This is a genomic window from Stenotrophomonas sp. Pemsol, from assembly GCF_003586545.1.
GTDB classification, from domain to species: Bacteria; Pseudomonadota; Gammaproteobacteria; order Xanthomonadales; family Xanthomonadaceae; genus Stenotrophomonas; species Stenotrophomonas sepilia.
The window spans coordinates 3,786,543-3,810,048 of record NZ_CP025780.1; the positions used below are offsets into that span (position 1 = coordinate 3,786,543).

Below are 23,506 nucleotides of genomic sequence, written 5' to 3' on the forward strand. Positions count from 1 at the left end.
ATGCCGGGGTCAGCGCTGGCCGAACAGATGCTTGCGCTCTTCGTCGCTGAGCGGCTTGCCGGCGTTCGGGTTCACCTGCTGGCGCAGCGCATAGGCGCGCTGGGTGGCCGGGCGCGCGGCGATGGACTCGTGCCAGCGCTTGAGGTTCGGGAACGCGGCGAAGTCCACCGGCAGCTTGTCGTAGGCGCCGATCCACGGGTAGCTGGCCATGTCGGCGATGGTGTACGCGTCGCCGGCCAGGAAGGCGTGCTGGGCTAGGCGCTTGTCCATCACCCCGTGCAGGCGGCGCACTTCGTTGTCATAGCGCTCGATCGCATACGGGATCTTTTCCGGGGCATACACATTGAAATGCCCCATCTGGCCGCTCATCGGGCCCAGGCCCGCCATCTGCCAGAACAGCCATTCCAGGGTGGTGACGCGGCCGCGCGGGTCGCTGGGCAGGAAGCGGCCGGTCTTCTCGGCCAGGTACAGCAGGATCGCGCCGGACTCGAACACGCTCTGCGGGGCGCCGCCATCGACTGGGGCGTGGTCGACGATGGCCGGCATCTTGTTGTTGGGCGAAATGGCGAGGAATTCCGGCTTGAACTGGTCGCCCGAGCCGATGTTGACCGGGTGGATGCGGTACTCCAGGCCGGTTTCCTCCAACAGCAGGGTCACTTTATGGCCGTTCGGGGTGGGCCAGTAATACAGGTCGATCATGGCGTCGGCTCGGGGTGCGGAAAGGAACCTGAAGTCTAGTGCGTGAGTTGGGTTGGCACCGTCATGGCGGGCCGGTAACCTCGCCTCTCCCCCGAAACGCAGCATCCCCCGCATGAGTGCAAACCGCCCGCCGCTCTCCCCGTTGTCCACGCTGATCTTCGCCTCGCGCTGGCTGCAGCTGCCGCTGTACCTGGGCCTGATCGTGGCGCAGTGCGTCTACGTGTTCCTGTTCGGCAAGGAACTGTGGCACCTGATCTCGCATTCGGTGTCGATGGGCGAGCAGCAGATCATGCTGATCGTGCTGGGCCTGATCGACGTGGTGATGATCTCCAACCTGCTGGTGATGGTGATCGTCGGCGGCTATGAGACCTTCGTCTCGCGCCTGCGCCTGGAAGGCCACCCGGACCAGCCGGAATGGCTGAGCCACGTCAATGCCAGCGTGCTGAAAGTGAAGCTGGCGATGGCGATCATCGGCATCTCCTCGATCCACCTGCTGAAGACCTTCATCGCCAGTGGCGCACTGAATGGCATCCCGCTGTGCACGCCGGAGCAGATGAGCGTGGCCGCCGCCAACATCGGTGTCGCCCGCTGCTCGATGCTGACTCAGGAAGGCGTGCTGTGGCAGACCATCATCCACTGCGTGTTCATCCTGTCGGCGATCGGCATCGCCTGGACCGACAAGCTGATGTCCAACGGCCACAGCAAGTCGCACGACAAGGCGCACGACCACTGAGGTCGGCGCCGGCAACGGCACGGCCGCCGTTGCCCATCCCGGCCACTGCTCTTGTACGCGGCGGCGGCCGGGATGCTAGATTGCACCCTCGCCGTTGCCGGCGGTGGCGTCGGGAAACGTCACCCTGCCGCGCCCGGACCGCAGGTCCCGGCCATGCATATCAATGATTTACGTCACGTCGTCTTCTAGAGGGGAGCAGGATGTCGCACGTCTCAACGATCACCGCCGCGCGCCGGTGGCTGCCGGTTGCCCTGGCACTGGCACTGGCTGCCTGCTCGGGCAAGGAGGAAACCGCCGCACCGGCCCCGGCCGCCGCACCCACCGCCGCTGCACCGGCCGCACCGGTGGTTGCCGCCAAGGTGCAGTCGATGGGCACCGAGCAGCTGCGTGAGTCGGCCAGCCAGGCCCTGCGCGAGAACCGCATGTACGCGCCGGCCGGCGACAACGCCATCGAGTACTACCTTGCCCTGCGCGACAAGACGCCGGACGACGCCTCGGTGAAGAGCGCACTGACCGATCTGCTGCCCTACACCCTGATCGCCGCCGAACAGCACCTGGGCCGCGAGGACTACACCGAAGCGCAGCGCCTGGTGGCACTGATCGAGAAGGTGGACGCCTCTGCGCCGGCGTTGCCGCGCCTGAAGGACGGCCTGGCCAAGGGCGTGCAGAACGCGGCCAAGCGCACCGAGGCCGAAGCCGAGAAGGCGAAGAAGGACGCCGAGGACCGCAGCAAGCAGCAGACCGAACAGCAGCGCTTGGCCGAGCAGCGTGCCAAGGAAGCCGACGCAGCCAAGCAGATCGCTGCCCAGCAGGACGCTGCCCGCCGCGACAACGAGCGCCAGGAAGCCGAGCGCCAGGCTGCGGCCCGCCGCGAAGCCGAGCAGAAGCAGCAGCAGGCTGCCGCCCAGCAGGCCAGCGCCGCACGCCAGGCCGCAGCTCCGGCGGCCGCTGCGGCGCCGAACCTGCGCCCGGTCAGCACCCCGGCGCCGCGCTATCCGTCCGAGGCGCTGCGCGCAGGCACCTCCGGCGAAGTGCTGGTGGAAATCACCGTCGGCACCGACGGTTCGGTGACCAACGCCCGTGTGCTGCGCGCAACGCCATCGCGCGTCTTCGATCGCGAGGCCATGAACGCGGTCAAGCGTTGGCGCTTCGAGCCGGTCAGCGCACCGGTCACCACCCGCCGCACCCTGGTGTTCGCCCCGGGCGGCAGCTGACCGCGAAAAGGGGACGGAGGGGATTAAGTCGTTTCCGCCCCGCAATGACCACACGGCCCGGCATGTCCGGGCCGTGTTCGTTTCAGGCGAGGCTGTCGATCAGGCGCTGCAGTGCCGGATCACGCGCGGCCAACACCTGGAACAGGCCCAGCGCATGCAGGCCCGGCAGCAGCGCACGCAGGTCGGCTTCGGCGGTGGCGCGGGTGGCGTCATCGCTGGCGGGGTCCTGCCAGTCACGGACGCTGGCGAGGAAGGCGCCGACGCTGCCCTTGCGCACGGTGAGGCCGTTCACCTGCACCTCGTTCTGATGGTCGGGAAGGATGTCCTGCGGCTGCATGGGTGATGCTCCTGTGGGATCGGGAGCCCAGTGTGCCGCCCAGCCGTTGGCACTTCTGCCGTATAACTGCCATTGGATATGGCAGATCAGACATCACCCACGTTGATTGACCCCGCTTTGGCGAACGCCGAAGGCGGTCCACCCGTCTTGGCCTCGCAGCTGCGGGTGCCCGGACGGCGCCGCACCGCGCGCCACCAGCACGTGCGCGGCCAAGTGCTGGGTGCCCACCACGGCCTGCTGCGGATCGAGGCCGGCGATCTGCACTGGTTGCTGCCGGCGGGGCATGCTGCCTGGATACCGCCCTTGCTGCCTCACGCCCTGGTAGGGGCAGAGGCATTCGATGGCTGGAGCCTGTACTTCAACGCCGAAGCCTGTCTGGAGCTGCCCGCCGTGCCGCGCATTTTCCAGCCGAACGTGCTGTTGCAGGCCGCGATGATGCGCGCACTGAGTTGGTCGCATCAGGCGCTGGACGCCGCACAGGCACGCCTGGCCGGCGTGATCGCCGATGAGATCGCCGCCAGCACGCCTTTGCCGCTTGCCTTGCCACAACCGCAGGATCGACGGTTGCGGCGGATCGCGGCGGCGCTGGCACGGTCGCCGGACGACCTTTGCAGCGTCGAAGCGTGGGCAGCCGCCAGCGGCCTGTCCAGCCGCAGCCTCGCCCGCCATTGGCAGGCCGAAACAGGCATGACCCTGGGCCAGTGGCGGCAACGCCTGCGCGTGCTGCTGTCGCTGCCACGCCTGCTGGCGGGCGAGCCGGTGATCAGCGTCGCGCTGTCGATGGGCTACGACACGCCCAGCTCCTTCATCAACGTGTTCAAGCGCGAGATGGGGGTGACGCCTGCGCGGTACGCAAAAGGGGACGGAGGGAATTAAGTCGCTTTTGACTCTTCCGACACGGCATCGCGGCGTTGCCTGATGTCCGGCTTCGCGGCCGCAATGACAGGCTGAAACCCCGTCCAGTCTCCAGATCCGATGCCCCGACAAGCGCGCCTGATGCTGGCAGGCCAGGCCTATCACGTGATCCAGCGCGGTGTGAACAAGGGCGCGATCTTCGTCGACGACATCGACCGCCAACTGTTCCTGCATCTGTTGCACAGCGCATTCCTCAAGCACCACGTCGCACTGCATGCCTATGTCCTGATGGGAAACCACGTTCACCTGTTGGCCACGCCCTCCACACAGCAGGGTCTGGCTGGTGCAATGCGCATGCAGGGCAACAACTACGTACAGGCCTTCAACCAGCGGCACGGGCGCAGTGGACCTCTGTGGCAGGGCCGCTTCCATTCCTCAATGATCGACAGCGATGCGTATCTTCTCAGCGTATACCGCTATATCGAACGCAATCCCGTCCGTGCAGGAATTGCTGTCAGCGCTGAAGATCACCCGTGGTCCAGCGTGCATGGCAACCTTCAACGACGCGATGATCCGATGTTGACGCAACATCCCGCGTTCGAGGCGCTGGCAGCGACCGCTCTGGGAAGGGCGACGTTGTATGCCGAATTCCTGCGCGATGTGAATGCGTCCGCCGACGTACCCGCGATCCGCAACCACAGCGCCAGACAACGCCCGATGGGGAACGATGCGTTCCTGCGGATGGTGGAGCAGACGTTGGGGCGCCCGGTGGAGATGCGCGGACGAGGACGTCCGCGCAAGGAGGGGACGGGAGAGGCAGAAACGACTTAATCCCCTCCGTCCCCTTTTTGGTCAGCCAGAGATGGCCAGGCGCTCGTTGTGGTAGCGGCGCACGGCGGCGAACCACAGCACGGCGGCGAGGCCGAGGCTGGCGCCGAGGTAGATCGCCCAGACCGCCGGGGTGATGATCTCGTGGCGGATCACCTTCAGCAGCATCTGGTTCTGCGACAGGAACGGCACGGCGTATTGCCACAGCTCGCTCTTCAGTGGATAGGCTACCAGTGCATAGCCAGGCAGCATCGGCAGCAGCATCAGCCAGGTCATGTGGCTTTGCGCTTCCTTCATGCTCTTGGCTGCGGCCGACAGGAAGGTCAGCAGCGAGGTGCCGATCAGCAGCATCGGCAACATCACCAGCAGCATCTGCAGCATCGAGCCGACGTTCATGTTGAACTGGCGGCCAATGTTGCCGGGTGCGATCTGCGCGCTCACCTTGAACGCGACCAGGGTCAGCAGCAGCGACACGAAACCGACCACGCATGCGGCGGCGATCTTGCCGCTGACGATCGCGCTGCGCGAACCCGGCGTGGCCAGCAGGGGTTCCAGCGACTGCCGCTCGCGCTCGCCGGCGGTGGCGTCCATTACCAGGTAGGCGCCACCGATGAACGAGGTCAGCGTCAGCAATACCGGCAGCAGCATCGACAGGATCATGCCGCGCTTGGCTTCGGCACTGGCCAGGTCCTGGCGTGCCACGTCCAGCGGGCGTGCCACCTGTGCGTCGATGCCGCGTGCCATCAGGCGCAATGCACCGACCTGGCCGTTGTAGGTGGCCAGCGCCGCTTCCAGGCGTGCACTGGGTACTTCGGCCGCGCGACGCGTGCTGTCCTTGATCACCTCCACCAGCGCCGGCTTGCCCTCGGCCCAGTCCTTGCCGAAGTCATCGCTGATGCGCAGCGCCACATCGATGTCCTGGGTGCGGATGGCCTCGGCCAGGTCCTTCGGTGCCGGTGCGGCATTGAGGCCCTGTGCGGCGAGGAAGCGCACCAGGTTCGGCGCGTTCCCGGCGCCGATGGTCGGGATCTGCAACGGCTCTTCGATCTGGGTGCGTACCCGGCTCTCGGCCAGCTTGCCCATGCCCAGCAGCAGCACCGGGTACAGCAGCGGCCCGAACAGCAGGGTCAGCAGCAGCGTGCGGCGGTCACGCGACAGGTCGCGCAGTTCCTTGCGCATCACCGTCATCAGGGTCGACATCATGCTCATGCGTGCAGGCCCTCTTCGCTGCCGATCAGTTTCACGAACGCGTCCTCAAGATTGGCTTCGCCGGCCTGCGCACGCAGCTCGTCGGCGCTGCCGGCAGCCATCACCGTGCCCTTGGCGATGATCACGATGTGGTCACACAACGCGCCCACCTCCTGCATGATGTGGCTGGACAGGATCACGCAGCGCCCCTCTTCGCGCAGGCCCAGCAGGAAGCGGCGCAGCGCGCGCGTGGTCATCACATCCAGGCCGTTGGTCGGTTCGTCGAGGATGACGTTGCGCGGGTCGTGCACCAGCGCGCGGGCAATCGCGGTCTTGGTGCGCTGGCCCTGCGAGAAACCATCGGTCTGCCGGTCGAGGATGTCACCCATGTCCAGCGCGTGCGACAGCACCTCGATGCGTTCGCGGATGCGCTCGGCCGACAGGCCATGCAGTTCGCCGAAGTAGGCGATGTTCTCGCGCGCGGTCAGGCGCTTGTAGACGCCACGCGCATCGGGCAGCACGCCCAGGTGGCGGCGCACCTCCACCGGATTGAGGGCGGCATCGATGCCATCGACAGTGATGCTGCCCTGGTCGGGCGTCATCAGTGTGTACAGCATGCGCATGGTGGTGGTCTTGCCGGCACCATTGGGGCCGAGCAGGCCGGTGATCAGCCCATCCCCGGCGCGGAAGCCGACGTTGGCGACCGCCTGGATGCGGCCCGTGCGGGTATCGAAGGCCTTGTGCAGGTTGTCGGCGACGATCATGGTTCCCATCCGTTGAACGAGGTGAACGCCGGCACGTAGCTCAGCGTATCCAGGCAGCCGGCATCCAGCGCCTTGGCATCGGTCTTGTCGATGAACTGGCCGAGCAGCCGCGGCATGCAGCCGGCGGTCAACGTGCCATGGCCCTGGCCACGGGCGACCAGCGCACGGCCGTTGGGCAGGCCCTTGAGCACCTGTGCGGCGTAACGCGGCGGCGTCACCGGGTCCAGCTCACCAGACAGCAGCAGTGCCGGCACGTCGCTGCGCAGCGGCACGGCATCGGTTGCCGGCGCCGGACGGTGCGGCCACACCGGGCAGGCCGCGAAGAACGCACTGGCCACTTCGTTGCCGAACAGCCGCTCGGGATCCTCGGCCGGCGCGTGGTAGCGCGGCGCATCCTCGCTGCAGATCACCGACCACTGCATGCCGCGGTTGATCTGGAAATCCATGCTGCGGTTCGCGCCGCGCGCCAGCGATGCCAATGGGGCATAGCGCCCGTGTGCGGCTTCATCCAGCACCAGTGGCAGCAGCGAGGAATACTGCGGCACGTAGGAGAAGGCGAAGGCAAGGCCGACCACGCTGTCCGGGGTCAGGACATCCTGCCGGGGTGCGTTGGTACCCGGGTCGCGATACTCGACCGAGACCGGTGCACGGCGCAGGGTGTCGACCACGCTGCGCAGCTGCGCGCGGGTATCGGTCGGGAAACGCTTGCTGCACGCGGCATCCTTGCGGCACTGCGCCGACTGCAGGGCGATCGCATCCTCGAAGGTGATCGCGAAGTCGCCACCGACCACCAGCTCGTTCGGTACCACGCCATCGATGACGATGCTGCGGGTGTGCTGCGGATAGGCCCCGGCATAGCGCTGGGCCACGCGGGTACCGTAGGAGCCGCCAACCAGGTTGAGCTGGTCCACACCGAGCGCCGCACGCACCGCATCCAGATCGGCGATCGCCTCGGTGGTGGTGTAGAAGCGCGCATCGGCACGCCCCTGCAGCGATGCGGCGCAGCGCTGGGCGTAATCGCGCAGCGATGCCTCGGAAGGCGCGGCATCCTCGTCCACCTGCAGCGGCTTGCCGTCCGCGCCCAGGCAGCTGAGCGGGTTGGAGCCGCCGGTGCCGCGCTGGTCGATCAGGAACACGTCGCGCTGCTTGCGCACCTGGCGCAGTGCAGTATCGACGATGACCGCCACCTCGCTGGCCGCTTGGCCGGGGCCGCCGGCCAGGAAGAACACCGGGTCGGGCTGGCTGGCGCCGCTGCTGCCCGATTCCAGCCAGGCGACACGCAGGCCGATCCGGCGACCACCGGGCTGGGCCCGGTCCTCCGGCACCTGCAGGGTGGCGCACTGCGCCTCCACGTTGGCGCTGGCACCTTCGGTGGACAGTGTGCAGGGCTGGAAGTCGATCGTGCCGAAGCGGCGGCTGGGTGCATCGCTGGCGCTTCCGGCGTCGGCCGGCGTCGGCTGGCTGCACCCGGCAAGCATCAGGCTGGCCAGCATCCCGGCCAGCGCGAGGTGGTGTCTTTGCATCGTGCTCGTTTCCCCTGGAGGACGTTCCTGTCGACCACGACGGGCTGCCGCGGAAGATGTGACCCAACTTACACGGGCAGCGCGCCGACGGCGATGGGCAATGACGAATCCGCAGCCAACGGCGCGCAGACCAGGCGGTCCCGCCTCTCGGCCTTGGCCGGTACAGGGCGGCATCGGCGGCGGCCCGCAGCGCCCCATGGGCCAGTGCACCGGCCCGGCGGCAATGCGGGGTCTGAAAACGGCGAGCACGGCCGCCGGCGCACGCGCAGAATCCGCCGCAGACCCAGGAGACGCTCATGCACACGTGGTACCTCGGTGGCATCGACCATCGCCCCTTCCTGCACCTGTTCGAGATGAGTGACAGCGCGCTCGCCGCGCTCGGCATCCAGCGTCGCTGGGCCGGCGCCAACGGCGGCCATCCCTGCCGGATCAGCCTGAGCGATCCCGCGCCTGGCAGCGAGCTGCTCCTGCTGTCCCACGTCCACCTGCCGCTGCATTCACCGTATCGCGCCGCCGGCCCGATCTTCGTGCAGCGCGGCGTGACCCGTTGCGTCCTGCCGCCAGGCGAGGTGCCCCCGTATGTGCAGCGCCGGATGATATCGATGCGTGCCTATGACCACGCCGCGCTGATGTGCGGTGCCCAGGTCTGTGCGGGCACCGAGGTGGCCGACCACCTGGATGCACTGTTTGCCGACCCGTCGGTGGCGTTCGTCCAGCTGCACAACGCGGCGCATGGCTGTTTCTCGTGCCAGGCAGATCGGGTGGGTACCGTGACTGCGTAGCGTGATCCCCATGACGTGATCGATGCCACGCCGGTCACGTGACGTCCAGCGCATCCGTTCAGCCCTGCGTGAAGCCTGCGGGAAGGGCTTCACATGCGCAGTCACGGATCGGCACTGCGAGGGTTCCGTCGCCTGCATCGCGACTCGATACTCGCCGTGGTGCCGCCGGAAGTCCACTGCGCAGCGCAGCGCCTGCGGTCACCGTTCCCTTTCGACGACCACAAGGATGCGCCATGTCATTCCGATCCACACCGCTGCTGCTGGCTACCTCGTTCGTGGCTGCGGGCCTGTCCCTGGCCGGCAACGCGTTCGCCCACGGCACCATGACCACGCCGGTCAGCCGCGTCTACGCCTGTTTCCAGGGCAACCCCGAGAACCCGACCAACCCGGCCTGTGCCGCCGCCAAGGCCATCGGCGGTTCGCAGGCGTTCTACGACTGGAACGGCATCAACCAGGCCAATGCCAACGGCAACCACCAGGCCGTGGTGCCCGACGGCAAGCTTTGCAGCGGCAACAACCCGACCTTCCGCGGCCTGGACGTGAACCGCAGTGACTGGCAGACCACGCCGATCCAGCCCGATGCCAATGGCAGGTTCACCTTCGTGTTCAAGGCGACCGCACCGCACGCCACCCGTGACTGGCGCTTCTTCGTCACCCGCGAAGGCTGGCAGCCGGGCAGCCCGCTGCGCTGGGCCGACCTGCAGGAGTTCTGCACCCTGGGCAATACACCGCTGTCGGCCGATGGCACCTACAAGCTGCAATGCACATTGCCGCAGCGCAGCGGCCAGCATGTGATCTACAACACCTGGCAGCGCTCGGATTCGACCGAGGCGTTCTATACCTGCATGGATGTGCGCTTCCAGGGCGGCGGCGGAACGGCACCGGCAACACAGTGGCAGGATGCCGGCCCGGTCACCGCGCGCGGCGAGCTGCCGGTCGGCACCACGTTGGCGCTGCGCGTGTTCAATGCCAACGGCAATGATGTCGAACGCGTGGAAGCCACGCTGGCCAGCGGCCAGACTGCCGCCGCACAGTGGCCGCTGGTGCTGGCACGCAAGGTCAATGCCAGTGCGCAGCACGCACGCGTGGGCGTGCTCAGCAACGGCGTGATCACGCCGGCGGCCTCGGCCACCGACAACCGGGTGTACCTGAAGGACGGCAACCGCTTCCAGCTCGACACCCGGGTGCCCGACGCGGGCACGCCGTCGCCGGGCGGTGATTTCGACCACGTGTACCCCGCAGGCATTGGCAGCTACGTCCCCGGCCAGACCGTGGTAAAGGGCACCGACGGCAAGCTGTACGCCTGCCGCCCGTTCCCGGAAGGGGCGTGGTGCAACGTCAATGCCGAGGCATATCGCCCCGGTATGGGCAGTGCATGGCGCGATGCTTGGGTGCCCTACTGACCCGTTGTAGAAGGCGGTGCGCATCGCGCCGCCTTCTGCCTGAGCCGCAGTGCTTTGAGCAGCGTGCTGCAGATCAGGCACGACAGCCACTGAAATCAAACTTGTCCGATATTGCCGGCCTGTCTGCATGTGAAGACTTCATGGGGTTTCCCATACCTCGCAAAGGAGTCTCTGCATGCACCTGTCCCATCGGGCAGTCCTCGCACTGTCCGTCGTTGCCGGCCTGGCCCTGTCCGGCAGCGCCTTCGCCCACGGCACCATGACCAAGCCGCTCAGCCGCGTGAAGCAGTGCCACGAGGGCAATCCGGAAAACCCGACCAACCCGGCCTGCGCCGCCGCCAAGGCCATTGGCGGCGCGCAGCCGTTCTACGACTGGAGCGCGATTGCGCACGGCAATGCCAATGGCAACCATCGTGAACTGGTGCGCGACGGCGAGCTGTGCAGTGCCAGCATTCCCAAGTACCGCGGCCTCGACCTGAACCGCACGGACTGGCCGACCACGCCGATCCGCGCCGACGCGCGTGGCCGCTACACCTTCGAATTCTATGCCCCGGCCCCGCATGCCACCCGCGAGTGGAAGTTCTATGTCACCCGTGAGGGCTGGCAGCCGGGCAGCCCGCTGCGCTGGGCCGACCTGCAGGAGTTCTGCACCCTGGGCAACGTGCCGGTGGATGGCAAGACCTACAAGCTGGATTGCCCGCTGCCCAAGCGCAGTGGCCAGCACATCATCTACAACACCTGGCAGCGTTCGGATTCGGGTGAAGCGTTCTACACCTGCATGGACGTGCGATTCGAAGGCGGCAATGGCGTGATTCCGCCGCCGCAGTGGCAGGATGCCGGCCCGGTCACCGCCCGCGGTGCGCTGGAGGCAGGCACCACGCTGACCCTGCGCGTGTTCAATGCCAACGGCAACGATCTGGAGCGCCCGGAAATCACCCTGGCTGCTGGCCAGACCGCTCCGGCACAGTGGCCGATGGCGCTGGCCCGCAAGGTCAACGGCAGTGCCCAGCACGCCCGCGTCGGCGTGATGAAGAACGGCGTGATCACGCCGGTGGCATCCGCCACCGAGAACCGCGTCTACCTGAAGCCAGGCAACCGCTTTGAACTGGAAACCCAGATTCCGGGCCCGGTTGATCCGGTCGATCCGCCGGGTGGCGATTTCGACTTCGTGTATCCGGCCGGCCTCGGCAGCTACAAGCCTGGCGAGACCGTGGTGAAGGGCACCGACGGCAAGCTGTACGCCTGCCGTCCGTTCCCGGAAGGTGCGTGGTGCAACATCAACGCCGATGCCTATCGCCCGGGCACCGGCTTTGCCTGGCGTGATGCCTGGATCGCGTACTGAACTCGACGGGGGTGGCACTTCGGTGCCACCCCTCCTGCATGACGCTTCTTGCGATGGAGGTCGCATGGAAAAAGGCGATGGGTTCCCAGCCTCGTTTTTTTAGGAACCGTTGAATGGAGGACGCTCTATGCTGCGTGGAAACTCGGCGGGTCTTCCACGCGTCAAAGGACGTCATCGATGCAAGCCCACCTACTTGCAGCAGTTGCTGCCTCCCTGTGCGCAGCTCTCTTCGCCTCACAGGAGGCCCAGGCCCACGGCACCCTTTCCAAGCCGATCAGCCGCATCTACGCCTGCCGTCAGGCCAACCCCGAGAATCCGACCAATGCGGCCTGTGCGGCAGCCAAGGCCATCGGTGGCGCGCAGCCCTTCTACGACTGGGCCGGCATCAACCAGGCCGAGGCTGACGGCAACCATCGCCAGGTCGTGCCTGATGGCGAACTGTGCAGCGGCGGCAATGCAAAGTACCGCGGCATGAACCTCAATCGCACGGACTGGTCGACCAGCCCGATCCGCGCCGATGCCCGCGGCCGCTACACCTTCGAGTACCTCGCATCGGCTCCGCACAAGACCCGAGACTGGGTCTTCTATGTAACCCGCGAAGGCTGGCAACCGGGCAGCCCGCTGCGTTGGGACGATCTGGAGCAGTTCTGCTCGCTGGGTCACGTGGACGAGGATGCCAACGGCATCTACCGACTCGATTGCCCACTGCCCAAGCGTACTGGCCAGCACATCATCTACAACACCTGGCAACGCTCGGATTCGAAGGAAGCGTTCTATACCTGTGCCGACGTACGTTTCGAAGGCGGTGACATCATTCCGCCACCAGAGTGGGAGGACGCTGGGGCCATCACCGCGCGGGGTGACCTGGAGACCGGTACCACCCTGACCCTGCGCGTGTTCAACGCCAACGGCAATGACCTGGAAAGCCCGAAGATCACCCTCGCCACCGGGCAGACCTCCGCCACGCAATGGCCGCTGGCGCTGGCCCACCAGGTCAACGCTTCTGCCCAGCATGCCCGGGTGGGCGTGCTGAAGAACGGAATCATCACTCCCATCGCCTCGGCCACCGAGAACCGCGTCTACCTGAAGCCGGGCCATCGCTTCCAGCTCGACACGCAGCTGCCGGATCCGGTCGATCCGCCACCGGGCGACTATGACTTCGTGTATCCGGACGGTATCGGCAGCTACACGCCGGGCGAAACCGTGGTCAAGGGCGCCGACGGCAAATTCTACGCCTGCCGCCCGTTCCCGGAGGGCGCGTGGTGCAACGTCAATGCCGAACCCTACCGCCCGGGCACCGGCTCTGCCTGGCGTGACGCCTGGATCGCGTACTGAGGCCGGGCACCGGGGGCGGCGTGGTGCCGCCTCCGGTTTGCGGGGGGGTGCCGGCCAGCGGCCGGCACTACCGGGGTTCATGGGGTTGCCGGCCAACGGCCGGCACCACCCGGGCCTACTTGCTGCTGACGTACTTCTCGCGGCGGATCTGCGGGTTGCCCAGGCCGGCGGCCTTCAGCAGCTCGGCGCAGGCATCGACCATGTCCGGGTTGCCGCACAGGTAGGCGATGTCGGTGGCCGGGTCCGGCGTGAAACCGGCCAGCGCCTGCTGCACGTAGCCGTGCTGTACATCCGGGTGCGGTTCGGTCGGCAGTTCGCGCGACAGGCACGGAACATAGCGGAAGTTCGGGTGCTTTTCGGCGAAGCTGTAGAAATCTTCGCTGTACAGCAGCTCGCCCGGGCTGCGCGCGCCCTGCAGCAGCACGATCTGCACGCCGCGTTCGGCCATGGCCTTCTCCAGCAGCGGCAGCATGGAGCGGTACGGGGTAACGCCGGTACCGGTGGCGATCAGCAGGTAACGGGCGTTGTGGTCACCGGGATTCAGGCAGAACCGGCCATAGGGGCCGGACGCACTGATCTGGCTGCCCTGCTCCAGCGCCTCGAACAGGGCCGTGGCGGCGCCACCGGGCACGAAACTGACCGCGATGTCCACCGCCTCGCCCGGGCCCAGCGCATGATCGTGGATGGTCGCCAGCGAGTAGCTGCGCTTGGTTTCGGTGCCGTCGGCGTAGCTGAAATGGACCTGGATGAACTGGCCGGGCTGGAAATCCAGCGGCTGCCCATCGTCACGCACGAATTGGTAGTGGCCGACGGTCGGGGCCAGCATGCGGCAGCCGACCAGCTTGAGAGGGAATTGAACAGGCACGACTTTTCGGGACAGTGTGTAGCCGGGGCAAGCCCTCGGGGTCTTCTATAATAGCCCCTCCCCGCCCCTCTCCAGCGCCAGCCCATGGGCGCGAAGGCTTCGAGCTTGGCATTCCAGAACGATACGGCGCCCGCCCTGCGCGTGCGCGACCTGCGCAAGACCTACGACAATGGCACCCAGGCCCTGAAGGGGGTTTCCCTGGAAGTGGCCCCGGGCGACTTCTTCGCCCTGCTCGGCCCCAACGGTGCCGGCAAGTCGACCCTGATCGGCATCATCAGCTCCCTGGTCAACCTCAGCGAGGGCCAGGTGGAAGTGTTCGGCAGCGACCTGGTGCGCAACCGCAGCGCCACCATGCGCCTGATCGGGCTGGTGCCCCAGGAAATCAACTTCAACCTGTTCGAGAAGCCCTTCGACATCCTGGTGAACTACGCCGGGTTCTACGGCGTGCCGCGCGAGGAAGCCGAGCAGCGCGCCGAGGAAGAGCTGAAGCGCGCGCACCTGTGGGAAAAGGCGCAGGTGATGAGCCGCACGCTGTCCGGCGGCATGAAGCGCCGGCTGATGATCGCCCGCGCGATGATGACCCGCCCGCGCCTGCTGATCCTGGATGAGCCGACCGCCGGCGTGGACATCGAGATCCGCCGCGACATGTGGCGCGTGCTGAAGGAGATCAACGCTGCCGGCACCACGATCATCCTCACCACGCACTACCTGGAAGAAGCCGAGTACCTGTGCCGCCACCTGGCGATCATCAACCATGGCCAGATCGTCGAGCAGGGGCCGATGCGCACCCTGCTGGCCAAGCTGGACGTGGAAGGCTTCCTGCTGGACATCGACGGTGACCTGCCGGCGCAGCTGCCGGTGATCGAGGGCACGACGCTGACCGCGCCGGACCCGCACACGCTGGACATCGACATGCCACGCGCGATGGACCTCAACCGCGTGTTCGCTACGCTGAACGAGTCCGGCATCCGCGTGCGTTCGATGCGTACCAAGAGCAACCGCCTGGAGGAGCTGTTCGTGCGCCTCACCGGCAACATGGAGAAGCCTGCATGAGCACCACCGAGCTGACCGACGGCCAGCGCAACCGCATCGCGCTGATGACCATCGTGCGCCGCGAAGTCGCCCGCATCATGCGCATCTGGGGCCAGACCCTGGTGCCGCCGGCGATCACCATGACCCTGTACTTCCTGATCTTCGGCAACCTGATCGGGTCGCGCGTGGGTGACATGGGTGGCTACACCTACATGCAGTTCATCGTGCCGGGCCTGGTGATGATGAGCGTGATCCAGAACAGCTACGGCAACATCAGTTCCTCGTTCTTCGGTGCCAAGTTCGGCCGCCACGTCGAAGAACTGCTGGTCAGCCCGATGCCGAACTGGGTGATCCTGTGGGGCTATGTGGCCGGCGCGGTGCTGCGCGGCCTGATGGTGGGCGTGATCGTGCTGATCATCGCGATGTTCTTCACCCCGGTGCGAATCCCGCATCCGCTGGTGATGCTGACCACGGTGATCCTCGGCGCGACGATCTTCTCGCTGGCCGGATTCATCAATGCGGTGTATGCGAAGAAGTTCGATGACGTGGCGATCGTGCCGACCTTCATCCTGACCCCGCTGACCTACCTGGGTGGCGTGTTCTATTCGGTGAAGCTGCTGCCGGGCTGGGCCGAAGCGGCCACGCACGCGAACCCGATCTTCTACATGGTCAACGCGTTCCGCTATGGCCTGCTGGGTAGCAGCGATGTGCCGCTGCCGGTGGCCTACGGCCTGATGATCGGTTTCGTGGTGGTGCTGACGGCGCTGGCCCTGTGGCTGCTGCGCCGTGGCGTGGGCATGCGCAGCTGAGACCTGCGTGGTAGTGCCGGCCGCTGGCCGGCAACACCAGATCCACGCCATGCGTGGATGCAGCAGTCTGTAGAGCCGAGCCTATGCTCGGCTCTTTTTTGCCTGCAATCTCCGGCACAATCGCAGTTCTGATTCCCCCCAGAAAACGGTGAACGTGCAATGCGCATCCTGATCCTCGGCGCCGGCGGTACCGGCGGTTACTTCGGTGGCCGCCTGGCCCAGGCCGGCGTGGACGTGACCTTCCTCGTGCGCCCCGCGCGCGCCGCGCAGCTGGACCATGATGGCCTGGTCATCCGCAGCCCACTGGGTGATGCGCGTTTCCCGGTTCAGCACGTCACTGCTGATGCACTGCCCGCACTGGCCGCGCAGAAGCCCTTCGACCTGGTCATCCTCAGCTGCAAGGCCTACGACCTGGACAGTTCGATCGATGCCATCGCCCCGGCAGTCGGCGCGAACACCACCGTGCTGCCGATCCTCAACGGCCTGCACCACTACAACGCACTGGATCTGCGCTTTGGCCGCGACGCCGTGCTCGGCGGCCTGTGCTTCATCAGCGCCACCAAGGCGCCCGATGGCGCGGTGCTGCATCTGGGCAAGCCGGCCAAGCTCACCTTCGGCGAGCGCGACGGCGGCGCGATCTCCGCGCGCGTGCGCGCCTTCGCTGCGGTCTGCGCGAAGGCCAACCTTGATCACCTGGCCAGCGAGCGCATCGGCCAGGAACAGTGGATCAAGTACACCTTCCTGACCGCGCTGGCCGCAGCCACCTGCCTGCTGCGTGCGGATATCGGCACCATCGTCGCCACCGATGATGGCGAGGCGATCGTACGTGGCCTTTACGACGAGTGCCTGGCCGTCGCCGAAGCCGCCGGTGAACCGGTTCCGGAGGCAGCGAAGGACACTGCGCGCGGCACGCTGACCCAGGCCGGCTCGGCGTTGAAGGCCTCGATGCTGCGTGATCTGGAGGCCGGCCAGCAGGTGGAGGCCGAACAGATTGTTGGCGACATGCTGGTGCGTGCGCGCAGGGCTGATCAGGAAGCCCTGCTGCTGCAGGTTGCCTACAGCAGCCTGCAGGCCTACCAGGCACTGCGGGTCGCGTGAGTCCCGCCTTGCAGGCCAGCCCATTGCCCGCGCGGGTACTGATTCTCGGGCTGGGCTGGAGCGGACGCGTGCTGGCCGCGCAGCTGCAGGCGCACGGCGTAGGCGTGGCCGGCACGGTGCGCGATCCCTCGTTCGCGGCGGACGATGGCCTGCCACGGCATCAGCTGCACGCCGACACGCCACCGTCGCCTGCCCTGCTCGATAAGATCGCGCAGGCCGATGCCGTGCTGTGCAGCGTGCCGCCCGACGCGGAGGGCGACCCGGCACTGCGCCTGCTGCTGCCCGCGCTGCAGGCCAGCCCGGCATTGCGCTGGGTCGGCTATCTGTCGTCGACCTCGGTGTATGCCGACCGCGCCGGCGGTTGGATCGACGAGCGCAGCGCGGCCGACGCCACTGAAGCGGCTGGTGTGCAGCGCCTGCTCGCGGAAGCACAGTGGCGTGCACTGGCCGGACAACGCAGCATCGCCTCGGCGGTGTTCCGCCTGCCCGGCCTGTACGGGCCGGGTCGCAATGCGCTGGTGCAGTTGGCGCAGGGGCGTGCGCGCCACGTGGTTCGCCCGGGCCAGGTGTTCAACCGACTGCACGTGGATGACCTGGCAACCGTCATCATCGCCGCAATGCGGCGCCCGGCCCGGCAGGGTCTCTACCTGCCCAGCGACGACGAGCCTGCACCGCCGCAGGATGTGCTGGCCTTCGCCGCGAAGCTGGGCGGGTTTGCGCTGCCGCCCGCCGTGGCCTGGGATGACCCGGCACTGAGCCCGACGCTGCGGCGCTTCTACGAGAGCAACAAGCGCATCGACAGCCGTGGCACGCGTGAAGCATTGGGCTGGGAGCCGAGGTTCCCCAGCTACCGTGAGGGCCTGCGCGACCTGCTCCGGTAGTGCCGGCCGCTGGCCGGCAATCAAGATGTGCTGCCGGCCAGCGGCCGGCACTACCATCAACCCGCGTCGGGCAGGCGGAAGAACGCGCGGGCGGCCGCCGTGGCATTGGCCGCGGTCACCGCAACGTCCTCGCCACGGTCACGTGCCAGCTCTTCCACGATGTGCGACAAGAACATCGGCTCGTTGCGCCGGTCCTTCGGCATCGGCTTCAACGTGCGCGGCAGCAGGTACGGCGCGTCGGTCTCGATCATCAGGCGGTTGGCCGGGATGCTCTTCACCAGTTCGCGCAGGTGCGCGCCACGGCGTTCGTCGCACAGCCAACCGGTGATCCCGATGTACCAATCCTGGTCCAGGTAATCGAACAGCTCATCGCGTTCGCCGGTGAAGCAATGCACCACCGCCGGGCCGATGCGGCCTTCGAAGTTCTTCATCTGTGCCATGAAGTCGGCATGCGCATCACGCTGGTGCAGGAACAGCGGCTTGCCGTTTTCCGCGGCCAGCTGCAGCTGGCGCTCGAAAGCACGGTGCTGCGCCGGGCGCGGCGAGAAGTCACGGAAGTAGTCCAGCCCGCACTCCCCCACCGCCACCACTTCCGGATGCGCGTGCAGCGCGCGCATCTCGGCATCGCATTCCTCGGTGTATTCCACCGCGTGGTGCGGGTGCACGCCGGCGGTGGCGTACAGGAAGCCGGGGTGCTGCTGGGCCAGCTGCAACGCCAACGGCGAGTGCTCGCGGCTGGCGCCGGTGATGACCATCTGCACCACGCCGGCCTGGCGCGCGCGGTCCAGCACGGCATCGCGGTCGCGGTCGAAGGAGTCGTGGGTCAGGTTGGCGCCGATATCGATCAGGTGCATGGTCATCGCGGGGGAAAAGTGCCCGCGCATTGTACCTGCGCCCGCCGTGCCCCCTTATCCTTTGCCCATGAACGCCTCGCTCTTCCCGATTTCCCCGCTGCTGCCGCAGATCCAGCAACACCTGGCCGCGCAGCAGCGACTGGTGCTGGAGGCCCCGCCCGGTGCCGGCAAGACCACCCAGGTGCCACTGGCACTGCTCGACGCACCGTGGCTGCAGGGCCGCAAGATCATCCTGCTGGAACCACGGCGGGTCGCCGCCCGCAGCGCCGCGCTGTTCATGGCGCGGCAGCTGGGCGAGGAGGTCGGTGGCACGGTCGGCTACCGCATCCGCTTCGAAAACAAGGTTTCGGCGCGCACGCGCATCGAGGTCGTCACCGAAGGCATCCTGACCCGCATGCTGCAGGACGACCCGATGCTGGAAGAGGTCGGTGCGATCCTGTTCGACGAATTCCACGAGCGCCATCTCAGCGGCGACCTCGGCCTGGCGCTGGCGCTGGATGTGCAGGCGCAGCTGCGCGATGACCTGCGCCTGGTGGTGATGTCGGCCACGCTGGACGGCGAGCGGCTGGCAGGTTTTCTCGATGCGCCGCGGCTGAGCAGCGAGGGCCGCAGCTACCCGGTGGCGATCAGCCACTTCCCGGCGCGCCGCGATGAGGCGCTGGAACTGCAGGTGCGCCGCGCGGTGCAGCAGGCCCTGGCCGAGCACCCCGGTGACCTGCTGGTGTTCCTGCCCGGCCAGCGCGAGATCGCGCGGGTGCAGGCGGGCCTGCAGGAATCGCTCAATGGCGATGTCGAGGTCCTGGCGCTGCACGGTGAACTGCCCGTGGAACAACAGGCGCGCGTACTTCAGGTGGCCAGCGATGGCCGCCGGCGCGTGGTGCTGGCGACCAACGTCGCCGAGTCGTCGGTGACGTTGCCCGGCGTGCGCGTGGTGATCGACAGCGGCCAGGCACGCGAACCGCGCTACGACCCCAACAGTGGCTTCACCCGGCTGGACGTGGTGGCCATCGCGCAGGCATCGGCCGACCAGCGCGCGGGCCGTGCCGGGCGCGTCGCCGAAGGCGTGGCCTGGCGGCTGTGGCCACAGTCGCAGCGGCTGGAACCGCAGCGCCGCGCCGAGATCGACCAGGTGGAACTGGCCGGACTGGCACTGGAACTGGCGGCCTGGGGCAGCAGCGATCTGCGCTTCCTCGATCCGCCCCCGGCGGGTCCGATGGGCGCGGCGCGCGAACTGCTGCAGCGGCTCGGCGCCCTGTCCAGCAGTGGCGCGATCACCGAACTGGGCCGGCGTGTGCTGGCGCTGGGCACGCATCCACGGATGGCGGCGATGCTGCTGGCAGCGCCCGATGCCCGCGCCCAGGCGCTGGCTGCCGACCTGGCCGCGCTGCTGGAGGCGCGCGACCCGTTGCGCCAGGGCGGCGACGCGCTGGCGGCCCGCTGGCGCGCACTGGCCGCGTTCCGCAATGGCCGCACACCGGGCGATGCCAACCGCAGCGGGCTGGCCGCGATCGATGCCGCCGCCAAGCAGTGGCGTCGCCGCCTGCGCTGCGAAGCCACGCCGCCGGCCAGCATCGAGGCCCATGAGCTGGGCGACCTGCTCGCTCATGCCTTTCCCGATCGAATTGGCTTCCAGCATCCCAGCGATCCTCTGCGCTACCTGCTGGCCAATGGCCGCAGCGCGCGCCTGCACGAGCTGAGCGACCTGCGCGGTGAGCCGTGGCTGGTGGCCAGCGAACTGCGCTTCGAGGCGCGCGATGCACTGCTGCTGCGTGCCGCACCGGTGGACGAGGATCGGCTGCGCAAGGCGTGGCCGGATCGCTTCGTCACCGAAGACGTAGTGCGCTGGGACAGCGAGCGACGCGCCCTGGTGGCACTGCGCGAGACGCGTTTCGACCGCATCGTGCTGGACAGCCGCTCGGCCGGCCGGGTCGATCCGCAGCACGCCGCGCAGGCACTGACCGGCGCGGTAGCCGAACTCGGTCTGCAGGCGCTGCCGTGGACCGAGGGCCTGCGCCAGTGGCAGGCGCGCGTCGAGTCACTGCGGCGCTGGATGCCGGAGCTGGACCTGCCCGACTGCAGCGACGCGGCCCTGCTGGCCAACCTCACGCAGTGGCTGCAACCCGCGTTCGCCGGCAAGAGCCGCCTGGACGCGCTGGATGAGGCCAGTTTCGGCGAGGCACTGAAGTCGCCGCTGGAATGGTCGCAACGGCAGCTGGTCGAGCGTAATGCGCCGACCCGCATCACCGTGCCGTCCGGGCTGGAGCGGCCGATCACCTACGCGTTGGACAGCGAGAGTGGTGATCCGCTGCCGCCGGTGCTGGCGGTGAAACTGCAGGAACTGTTCGGCCTGGCCGACACGCCGCGCATCGCCGATGGCCGCGTGCCGCTGACCCTGCACCTGCTCTCCCCCGGCGGCCGCCCGCTTCAGGTCACCCAGGACCTGCGCAACTTCTGGGAAAACACCTACGCCGAAGTGAAAAAGGAAATGAAGGGCCGTTACCCGCGCCATCCATGGCCGGATGATCCGTGGACAGCCACGGCCACGCACCGGGCAAAGCCGCGCGGAACCTGAGGGCGGGGTCGGATCCATTGCATCGCAATGGGCTCTGACCCCATACACCGCGCCGGGGTCAGAGCCCTTTCCCAAAAGAAAGGGATCCGCCCCACCCTGCCTGATCCTGAATGGCTGCGGTAGAGTCACACCACGTGCGTCACCGGCTGACATACCGTTTACGGGCAACGCGCGACACTGGACTTCGACCCGAGGCAAAGGACCCCCGCATGAGCAAGCTGACCGTAATCACCGACCGCGCCCTGGAGCGCGCCCTGGAGCTGGCCCACACCGCCGGCGATGGCCTGAAGAGCGCCGGTGGCAGCCTGCGCAATGCGGACTGGATCAAGACCGGCGCCGCCATCGGCGCAGTGAAGACCGGCGGCAAGGCCGCGACCAAGTTCGTGCGCCGCAATCCGGCCGTGGCCGTGGCCGCTGCTGCGGTGGGTGTTGGCCTGCTCGGCTATGCGCTGTACCGCAAGCAGCAGAAGAAGAAGGCCGCCAATGGCCACGTGGTGAATGGGCAGGCGCAGCGCATCAGCGCGCGTGACCGCCGCAACGACACCGTCGTGGACGAGCACAGCGATATCGGCAGCGACGCGTGAGTGTGACCGACCGGGTCAGAGCCCTTCCTGCGGAAGGGATCTGACCCCGAGCCAGGGCCGGACGCCGCAAGGCCTCCGGCCCTTTCTGTTTCAACCGATCTGCCGCCACTGCCCGGGCTGCAGGTCCTCCAGCCGGTACGGTCCCATCGACACCCGCACCAGTCGCAACGTCGGCAGGTTCACCGCTGCAGTCATCCGCCGCACCTGGCGGTTGCGGCCCTCGCGGACCGTGATCGCCAGCCAGCTGTCCGGCACGGTCTTGCGGAAACGGACCGGCGGATCGCGCGTCCACAGCGTCGGCGCCGGGTCGAGGCGCTCGATCTTCGCCGGCAGGGTCGGCCCATCGTTGAGCACAACGCCATCGCGCAGCTGTTGCAGCTGCTCGTCACCGGGCGTGCCTTCCACCTGCACCCAGTAGGTCTTGTCGGCCTTGTGCCTGGGGTCGGTGAGCTTGTGCGCCAGCGTGCCGTTGTCGGTCAGCAGCAGCAGGCCCTCGCTGTCATGGTCCAGGCGACCGGCGGCATACACGCGCGGCGGCAGGCCGAACCCGGCCAGGGTCGGCCGCGGCGGCACGCTGCGGTCGGTGAACTGGCAGAGCACGTTGAAGGGCTTGTTGAAGGCGATCAGCATTGCAGGCACGGCGGGCGGCGGGTAAGGCATTGTCCCACGCCTCGCGCCAGGCGACTGTAGAACCGGAGGCAGCGGCAGGAGCCGCTGCCAACGTCGCGTGCGACGGTCCGAAGGGTGCCGGTCAGGACGGCCGGCATTGCCCACGCTCGGCTGCTGTTGTGCTCCGTCGCGCCGCGCGCGATGAGCCGAGCATCGGCTCGGCTCTACGGGGCACTCCGCGCTGGCAATACGGCGCCCCGGCTTACGGCTTGATGAAACGCAGGGTCATGCGGTCGCTTTCGCCGATCGCCTGGTACTTCGCATCATCGGCCTTGTCGTGCTGGTTGGTCGGCGGCAGCGTCCACACGCCGTTGGGGTGGTCCTTGGTGTCGCGCGGGTTGGCGTTGACCTCGCTGCGCGCATCCAGCCTGAAGCCGGCGGCTTCGGCCATCGCGATCACCTGCTGCTGGCCGACATAGCCGGTGTCATCGTCATCGGCCACGTCGGCCTCGGCGCGATGCTCGACCACACCCAGCACGCCACCCGGCTTGAGCACGTTGAAGAAGCCCTGGAACATGCCCTGCGCCTGGCCGGCCTTGCGCCAGTTGTGCACGTTGCGGAAGGTCAGCACCACGTCGGCTGAGTTGGCCGGGCCGAACACCGGCTTGGCCGGATCGTAGGCGACGACGGCGGTCCTGCCGAACTGCGCGGGTGCACCGGCGTACTTCTTTTCCAGGCTGTCGCGGCTGCGCTGCTGGTAGTCGCGGCCGCGCCCCTCGGGCACCGCCATCGGATCGACCACGGCAGCCACATAGTGGCCCTTGTCATGCAGCAGCGGCGCCAGGATCTCCGAGTACCAGCCGTTGCCGGGGGTGATCTCGATGACGGTCTTTTCCGGTGCCACCTTGAAGAACGACAGCGTCTGCGCCGGATGGCGGAAGCCATCGCGCTTGACGTTGTTGGCATCGCGGGTGGGCGCCTTCACCGCCGCGTCGATGGCCGGCAAGACCTCGATCTTCGCCGGTGCCACCGTGGCCGGTGCGGCGAACGCGGGAACAGCAGCAAGCAGGGCCGAAGCAAGCAGCAGGCGGCAACCACGCAGGGACGAAGCAGGCATCATCGGGACGACTCCAGCGGAAGATGCGGCGAGACTAGCAGTCGCAGCGTCCCAGGTGTTCACAAAACGTTAGCGGCGTGCG

The 23,506-nt window shown here is 67.6% G+C and carries 23 protein-coding genes; 14 read left to right on the forward strand and 9 right to left on the reverse strand.

Annotated elements, in window-relative coordinates; translation table 11 throughout:
• Positions 1 to 9: 9 nt before the first annotated feature.
• Positions 10 to 699, reverse strand: coding sequence for a glutathione binding-like protein (locus PEM_RS17500; protein ID WP_095378229.1), 690 nt, complete (start codon positions 697 to 699; stop codon positions 10 to 12).
• Between the two features lie 112 nt (positions 700 to 811).
• On the opposite strand from PEM_RS17500, the gene PEM_RS17505 reads away from it, so the two are divergent.
• Both PEM_RS17505 and PEM_RS17510 read left to right on the forward strand, forming a co-directional pair.
• On the forward strand, positions 812 to 1,432 hold the full coding sequence (locus PEM_RS17505; protein WP_065177871.1) for a TIGR00645 family protein: 621 nt from the start codon (positions 812 to 814) through the stop codon (positions 1,430 to 1,432).
• A 200-nt stretch (positions 1,433 to 1,632) separates the two neighbouring features.
• Positions 1,633 to 2,646, forward strand: a complete 1,014-nt coding sequence (locus PEM_RS17510) for an energy transducer TonB (RefSeq protein WP_061478999.1) — start codon at positions 1,633 to 1,635, stop codon at positions 2,644 to 2,646.
• An 82-nt stretch (positions 2,647 to 2,728) separates the two neighbouring features.
• Here the strand turns inward: PEM_RS17510 and PEM_RS17515 are convergent, their stop codons facing one another.
• Positions 2,729 to 2,983, reverse strand: a complete 255-nt coding sequence (locus PEM_RS17515; RefSeq protein ID WP_111128509.1) for a hypothetical protein — start codon at positions 2,981 to 2,983, stop codon at positions 2,729 to 2,731.
• A 78-nt stretch (positions 2,984 to 3,061) separates the two neighbouring features.
• Between PEM_RS17515 and PEM_RS17520 the strand changes: the two genes are divergently transcribed.
• Together PEM_RS17520 and PEM_RS17525 are read left to right on the forward strand one after the other, a co-directional pair.
• On the forward strand, positions 3,062 to 3,859 hold the full coding sequence (locus PEM_RS17520; RefSeq protein WP_111128511.1) for a helix-turn-helix transcriptional regulator: 798 nt from the start codon (positions 3,062 to 3,064) through the stop codon (positions 3,857 to 3,859).
• Positions 3,860 to 3,958: 99 nt separating this feature from the next.
• A complete protein-coding gene (locus tag PEM_RS17525; RefSeq protein WP_111128513.1) occupies positions 3,959 to 4,669 on the forward strand; it encodes a transposase in 711 nt (236 codons plus the stop codon).
• A gap of 21 nt (positions 4,670 to 4,690) precedes the next feature.
• Here the strand turns inward: PEM_RS17525 and PEM_RS17530 are convergent, their stop codons facing one another.
• The 3 genes from PEM_RS17530 to PEM_RS17540 are packed head-to-tail and all read right to left on the reverse strand — an operon-like array spanning position 4,691 to position 8,141.
• Positions 4,691 to 5,875 (reverse strand): ABC transporter permease, encoded by a 1,185-nt coding sequence (locus PEM_RS17530; protein WP_069138817.1) that lies wholly within the window; start codon positions 5,873 to 5,875, stop codon positions 4,691 to 4,693.
• Positions 5,872 to 6,618, reverse strand: coding sequence for an ATP-binding cassette domain-containing protein (locus tag PEM_RS17535; RefSeq protein WP_005420209.1), 747 nt, complete (start codon positions 6,616 to 6,618; stop codon positions 5,872 to 5,874). The genes PEM_RS17530 and PEM_RS17535 overlap by 4 nt, the downstream gene beginning before the upstream one ends.
• Positions 6,615 to 8,141 carry an alpha/beta hydrolase gene (locus tag PEM_RS17540; protein ID WP_111128515.1) on the reverse strand — a complete coding sequence of 509 codons (1,527 nt, stop codon included), beginning with the start codon at positions 8,139 to 8,141 and terminating at the stop codon, positions 6,615 to 6,617. Before PEM_RS17540 ends, PEM_RS17535 begins: the two co-directional genes overlap by 4 nt.
• Before the next feature lie 296 nt (positions 8,142 to 8,437).
• On the opposite strand from PEM_RS17540, the gene PEM_RS17545 reads away from it, so the two are divergent.
• From PEM_RS17545 to PEM_RS17560, 4 genes are all read left to right on the forward strand, one after another.
• Positions 8,438 to 8,923 carry a DUF1203 domain-containing protein gene (locus tag PEM_RS17545; RefSeq protein ID WP_005420217.1) on the forward strand — a complete coding sequence of 162 codons (486 nt, stop codon included), beginning with the start codon at positions 8,438 to 8,440 and terminating at the stop codon, positions 8,921 to 8,923.
• A 233-nt stretch (positions 8,924 to 9,156) separates the two neighbouring features.
• Positions 9,157 to 10,326 (forward strand): lytic polysaccharide monooxygenase, encoded by a 1,170-nt coding sequence (locus PEM_RS17550; protein ID WP_111128517.1) that lies wholly within the window; start codon positions 9,157 to 9,159, stop codon positions 10,324 to 10,326.
• A gap of 175 nt (positions 10,327 to 10,501) precedes the next feature.
• Positions 10,502 to 11,668: a lytic polysaccharide monooxygenase gene (locus PEM_RS17555; RefSeq protein ID WP_065177863.1), complete on the forward strand. Its 1,167-nt coding sequence runs from the start codon at positions 10,502 to 10,504 to the stop codon at positions 11,666 to 11,668.
• Between the two features lie 177 nt (positions 11,669 to 11,845).
• Positions 11,846 to 13,003 carry a lytic polysaccharide monooxygenase gene (locus tag PEM_RS17560; RefSeq protein ID WP_095378234.1) on the forward strand — a complete coding sequence of 386 codons (1,158 nt, stop codon included), beginning with the start codon at positions 11,846 to 11,848 and terminating at the stop codon, positions 13,001 to 13,003.
• A gap of 115 nt (positions 13,004 to 13,118) precedes the next feature.
• Here the strand turns inward: PEM_RS17560 and PEM_RS17565 are convergent, their stop codons facing one another.
• Entirely contained in the window at positions 13,119 to 13,868 is a 750-nt protein-coding gene (locus PEM_RS17565) for a ferredoxin--NADP reductase (protein WP_080104359.1), read from the reverse strand.
• An 84-nt stretch (positions 13,869 to 13,952) separates the two neighbouring features.
• Between PEM_RS17565 and PEM_RS17570 the strand changes: the two genes are divergently transcribed.
• From PEM_RS17570 to PEM_RS17585, 4 genes are all read left to right on the forward strand, one after another.
• The gene (locus tag PEM_RS17570; protein ID WP_111128519.1) at positions 13,953 to 14,921 is read left to right on the forward strand and encodes an ABC transporter ATP-binding protein; all 969 of its coding nucleotides are present in this window, start codon (positions 13,953 to 13,955) and stop codon (positions 14,919 to 14,921) included.
• Complete coding sequence (locus PEM_RS17575) at positions 14,918 to 15,709, forward strand: ABC transporter permease (protein WP_005411568.1); 792 nt, start codon at positions 14,918 to 14,920, stop codon at positions 15,707 to 15,709. Before PEM_RS17570 ends, PEM_RS17575 begins: the two co-directional genes overlap by 4 nt.
• Before the next feature lie 159 nt (positions 15,710 to 15,868).
• Complete coding sequence (gene panE, locus PEM_RS17580; RefSeq protein ID WP_111128521.1) at positions 15,869 to 16,807, forward strand: 2-dehydropantoate 2-reductase; 939 nt, start codon at positions 15,869 to 15,871, stop codon at positions 16,805 to 16,807.
• Complete coding sequence (locus PEM_RS17585) at positions 16,804 to 17,688, forward strand: NAD-dependent epimerase/dehydratase family protein (RefSeq protein ID WP_111128523.1); 885 nt, start codon at positions 16,804 to 16,806, stop codon at positions 17,686 to 17,688. Before panE ends, PEM_RS17585 begins: the two co-directional genes overlap by 4 nt.
• Before the next feature lie 56 nt (positions 17,689 to 17,744).
• Here the strand turns inward: PEM_RS17585 and PEM_RS17590 are convergent, their stop codons facing one another.
• Entirely contained in the window at positions 17,745 to 18,542 is a 798-nt protein-coding gene (locus tag PEM_RS17590; protein ID WP_111128584.1) for a TatD family hydrolase, read from the reverse strand.
• A 67-nt stretch (positions 18,543 to 18,609) separates the two neighbouring features.
• On the opposite strand from PEM_RS17590, the gene hrpB reads away from it, so the two are divergent.
• The gene (hrpB, locus tag PEM_RS17595) at positions 18,610 to 21,114 is read left to right on the forward strand and encodes an ATP-dependent helicase HrpB (protein ID WP_162911600.1); all 2,505 of its coding nucleotides are present in this window, start codon (positions 18,610 to 18,612) and stop codon (positions 21,112 to 21,114) included.
• A 209-nt stretch (positions 21,115 to 21,323) separates the two neighbouring features.
• A complete protein-coding gene (locus tag PEM_RS17600; RefSeq protein WP_005420251.1) occupies positions 21,324 to 21,698 on the forward strand; it encodes a hypothetical protein in 375 nt (124 codons plus the stop codon).
• 90 nt (positions 21,699 to 21,788) lie between these two features.
• Here the strand turns inward: PEM_RS17600 and PEM_RS17605 are convergent, their stop codons facing one another.
• Together PEM_RS17605 and PEM_RS17610 are read right to left on the reverse strand one after the other, a co-directional pair.
• The gene (locus PEM_RS17605; RefSeq protein WP_065177857.1) at positions 21,789 to 22,328 is read right to left on the reverse strand and encodes a pseudouridine synthase; all 540 of its coding nucleotides are present in this window, start codon (positions 22,326 to 22,328) and stop codon (positions 21,789 to 21,791) included.
• Positions 22,329 to 22,569: 241 nt separating this feature from the next.
• A complete protein-coding gene (locus PEM_RS17610; RefSeq protein ID WP_111128527.1) occupies positions 22,570 to 23,427 on the reverse strand; it encodes a class I SAM-dependent methyltransferase in 858 nt (285 codons plus the stop codon).
• Between the last annotated feature and the right edge of the window lie 79 nt (positions 23,428 to 23,506).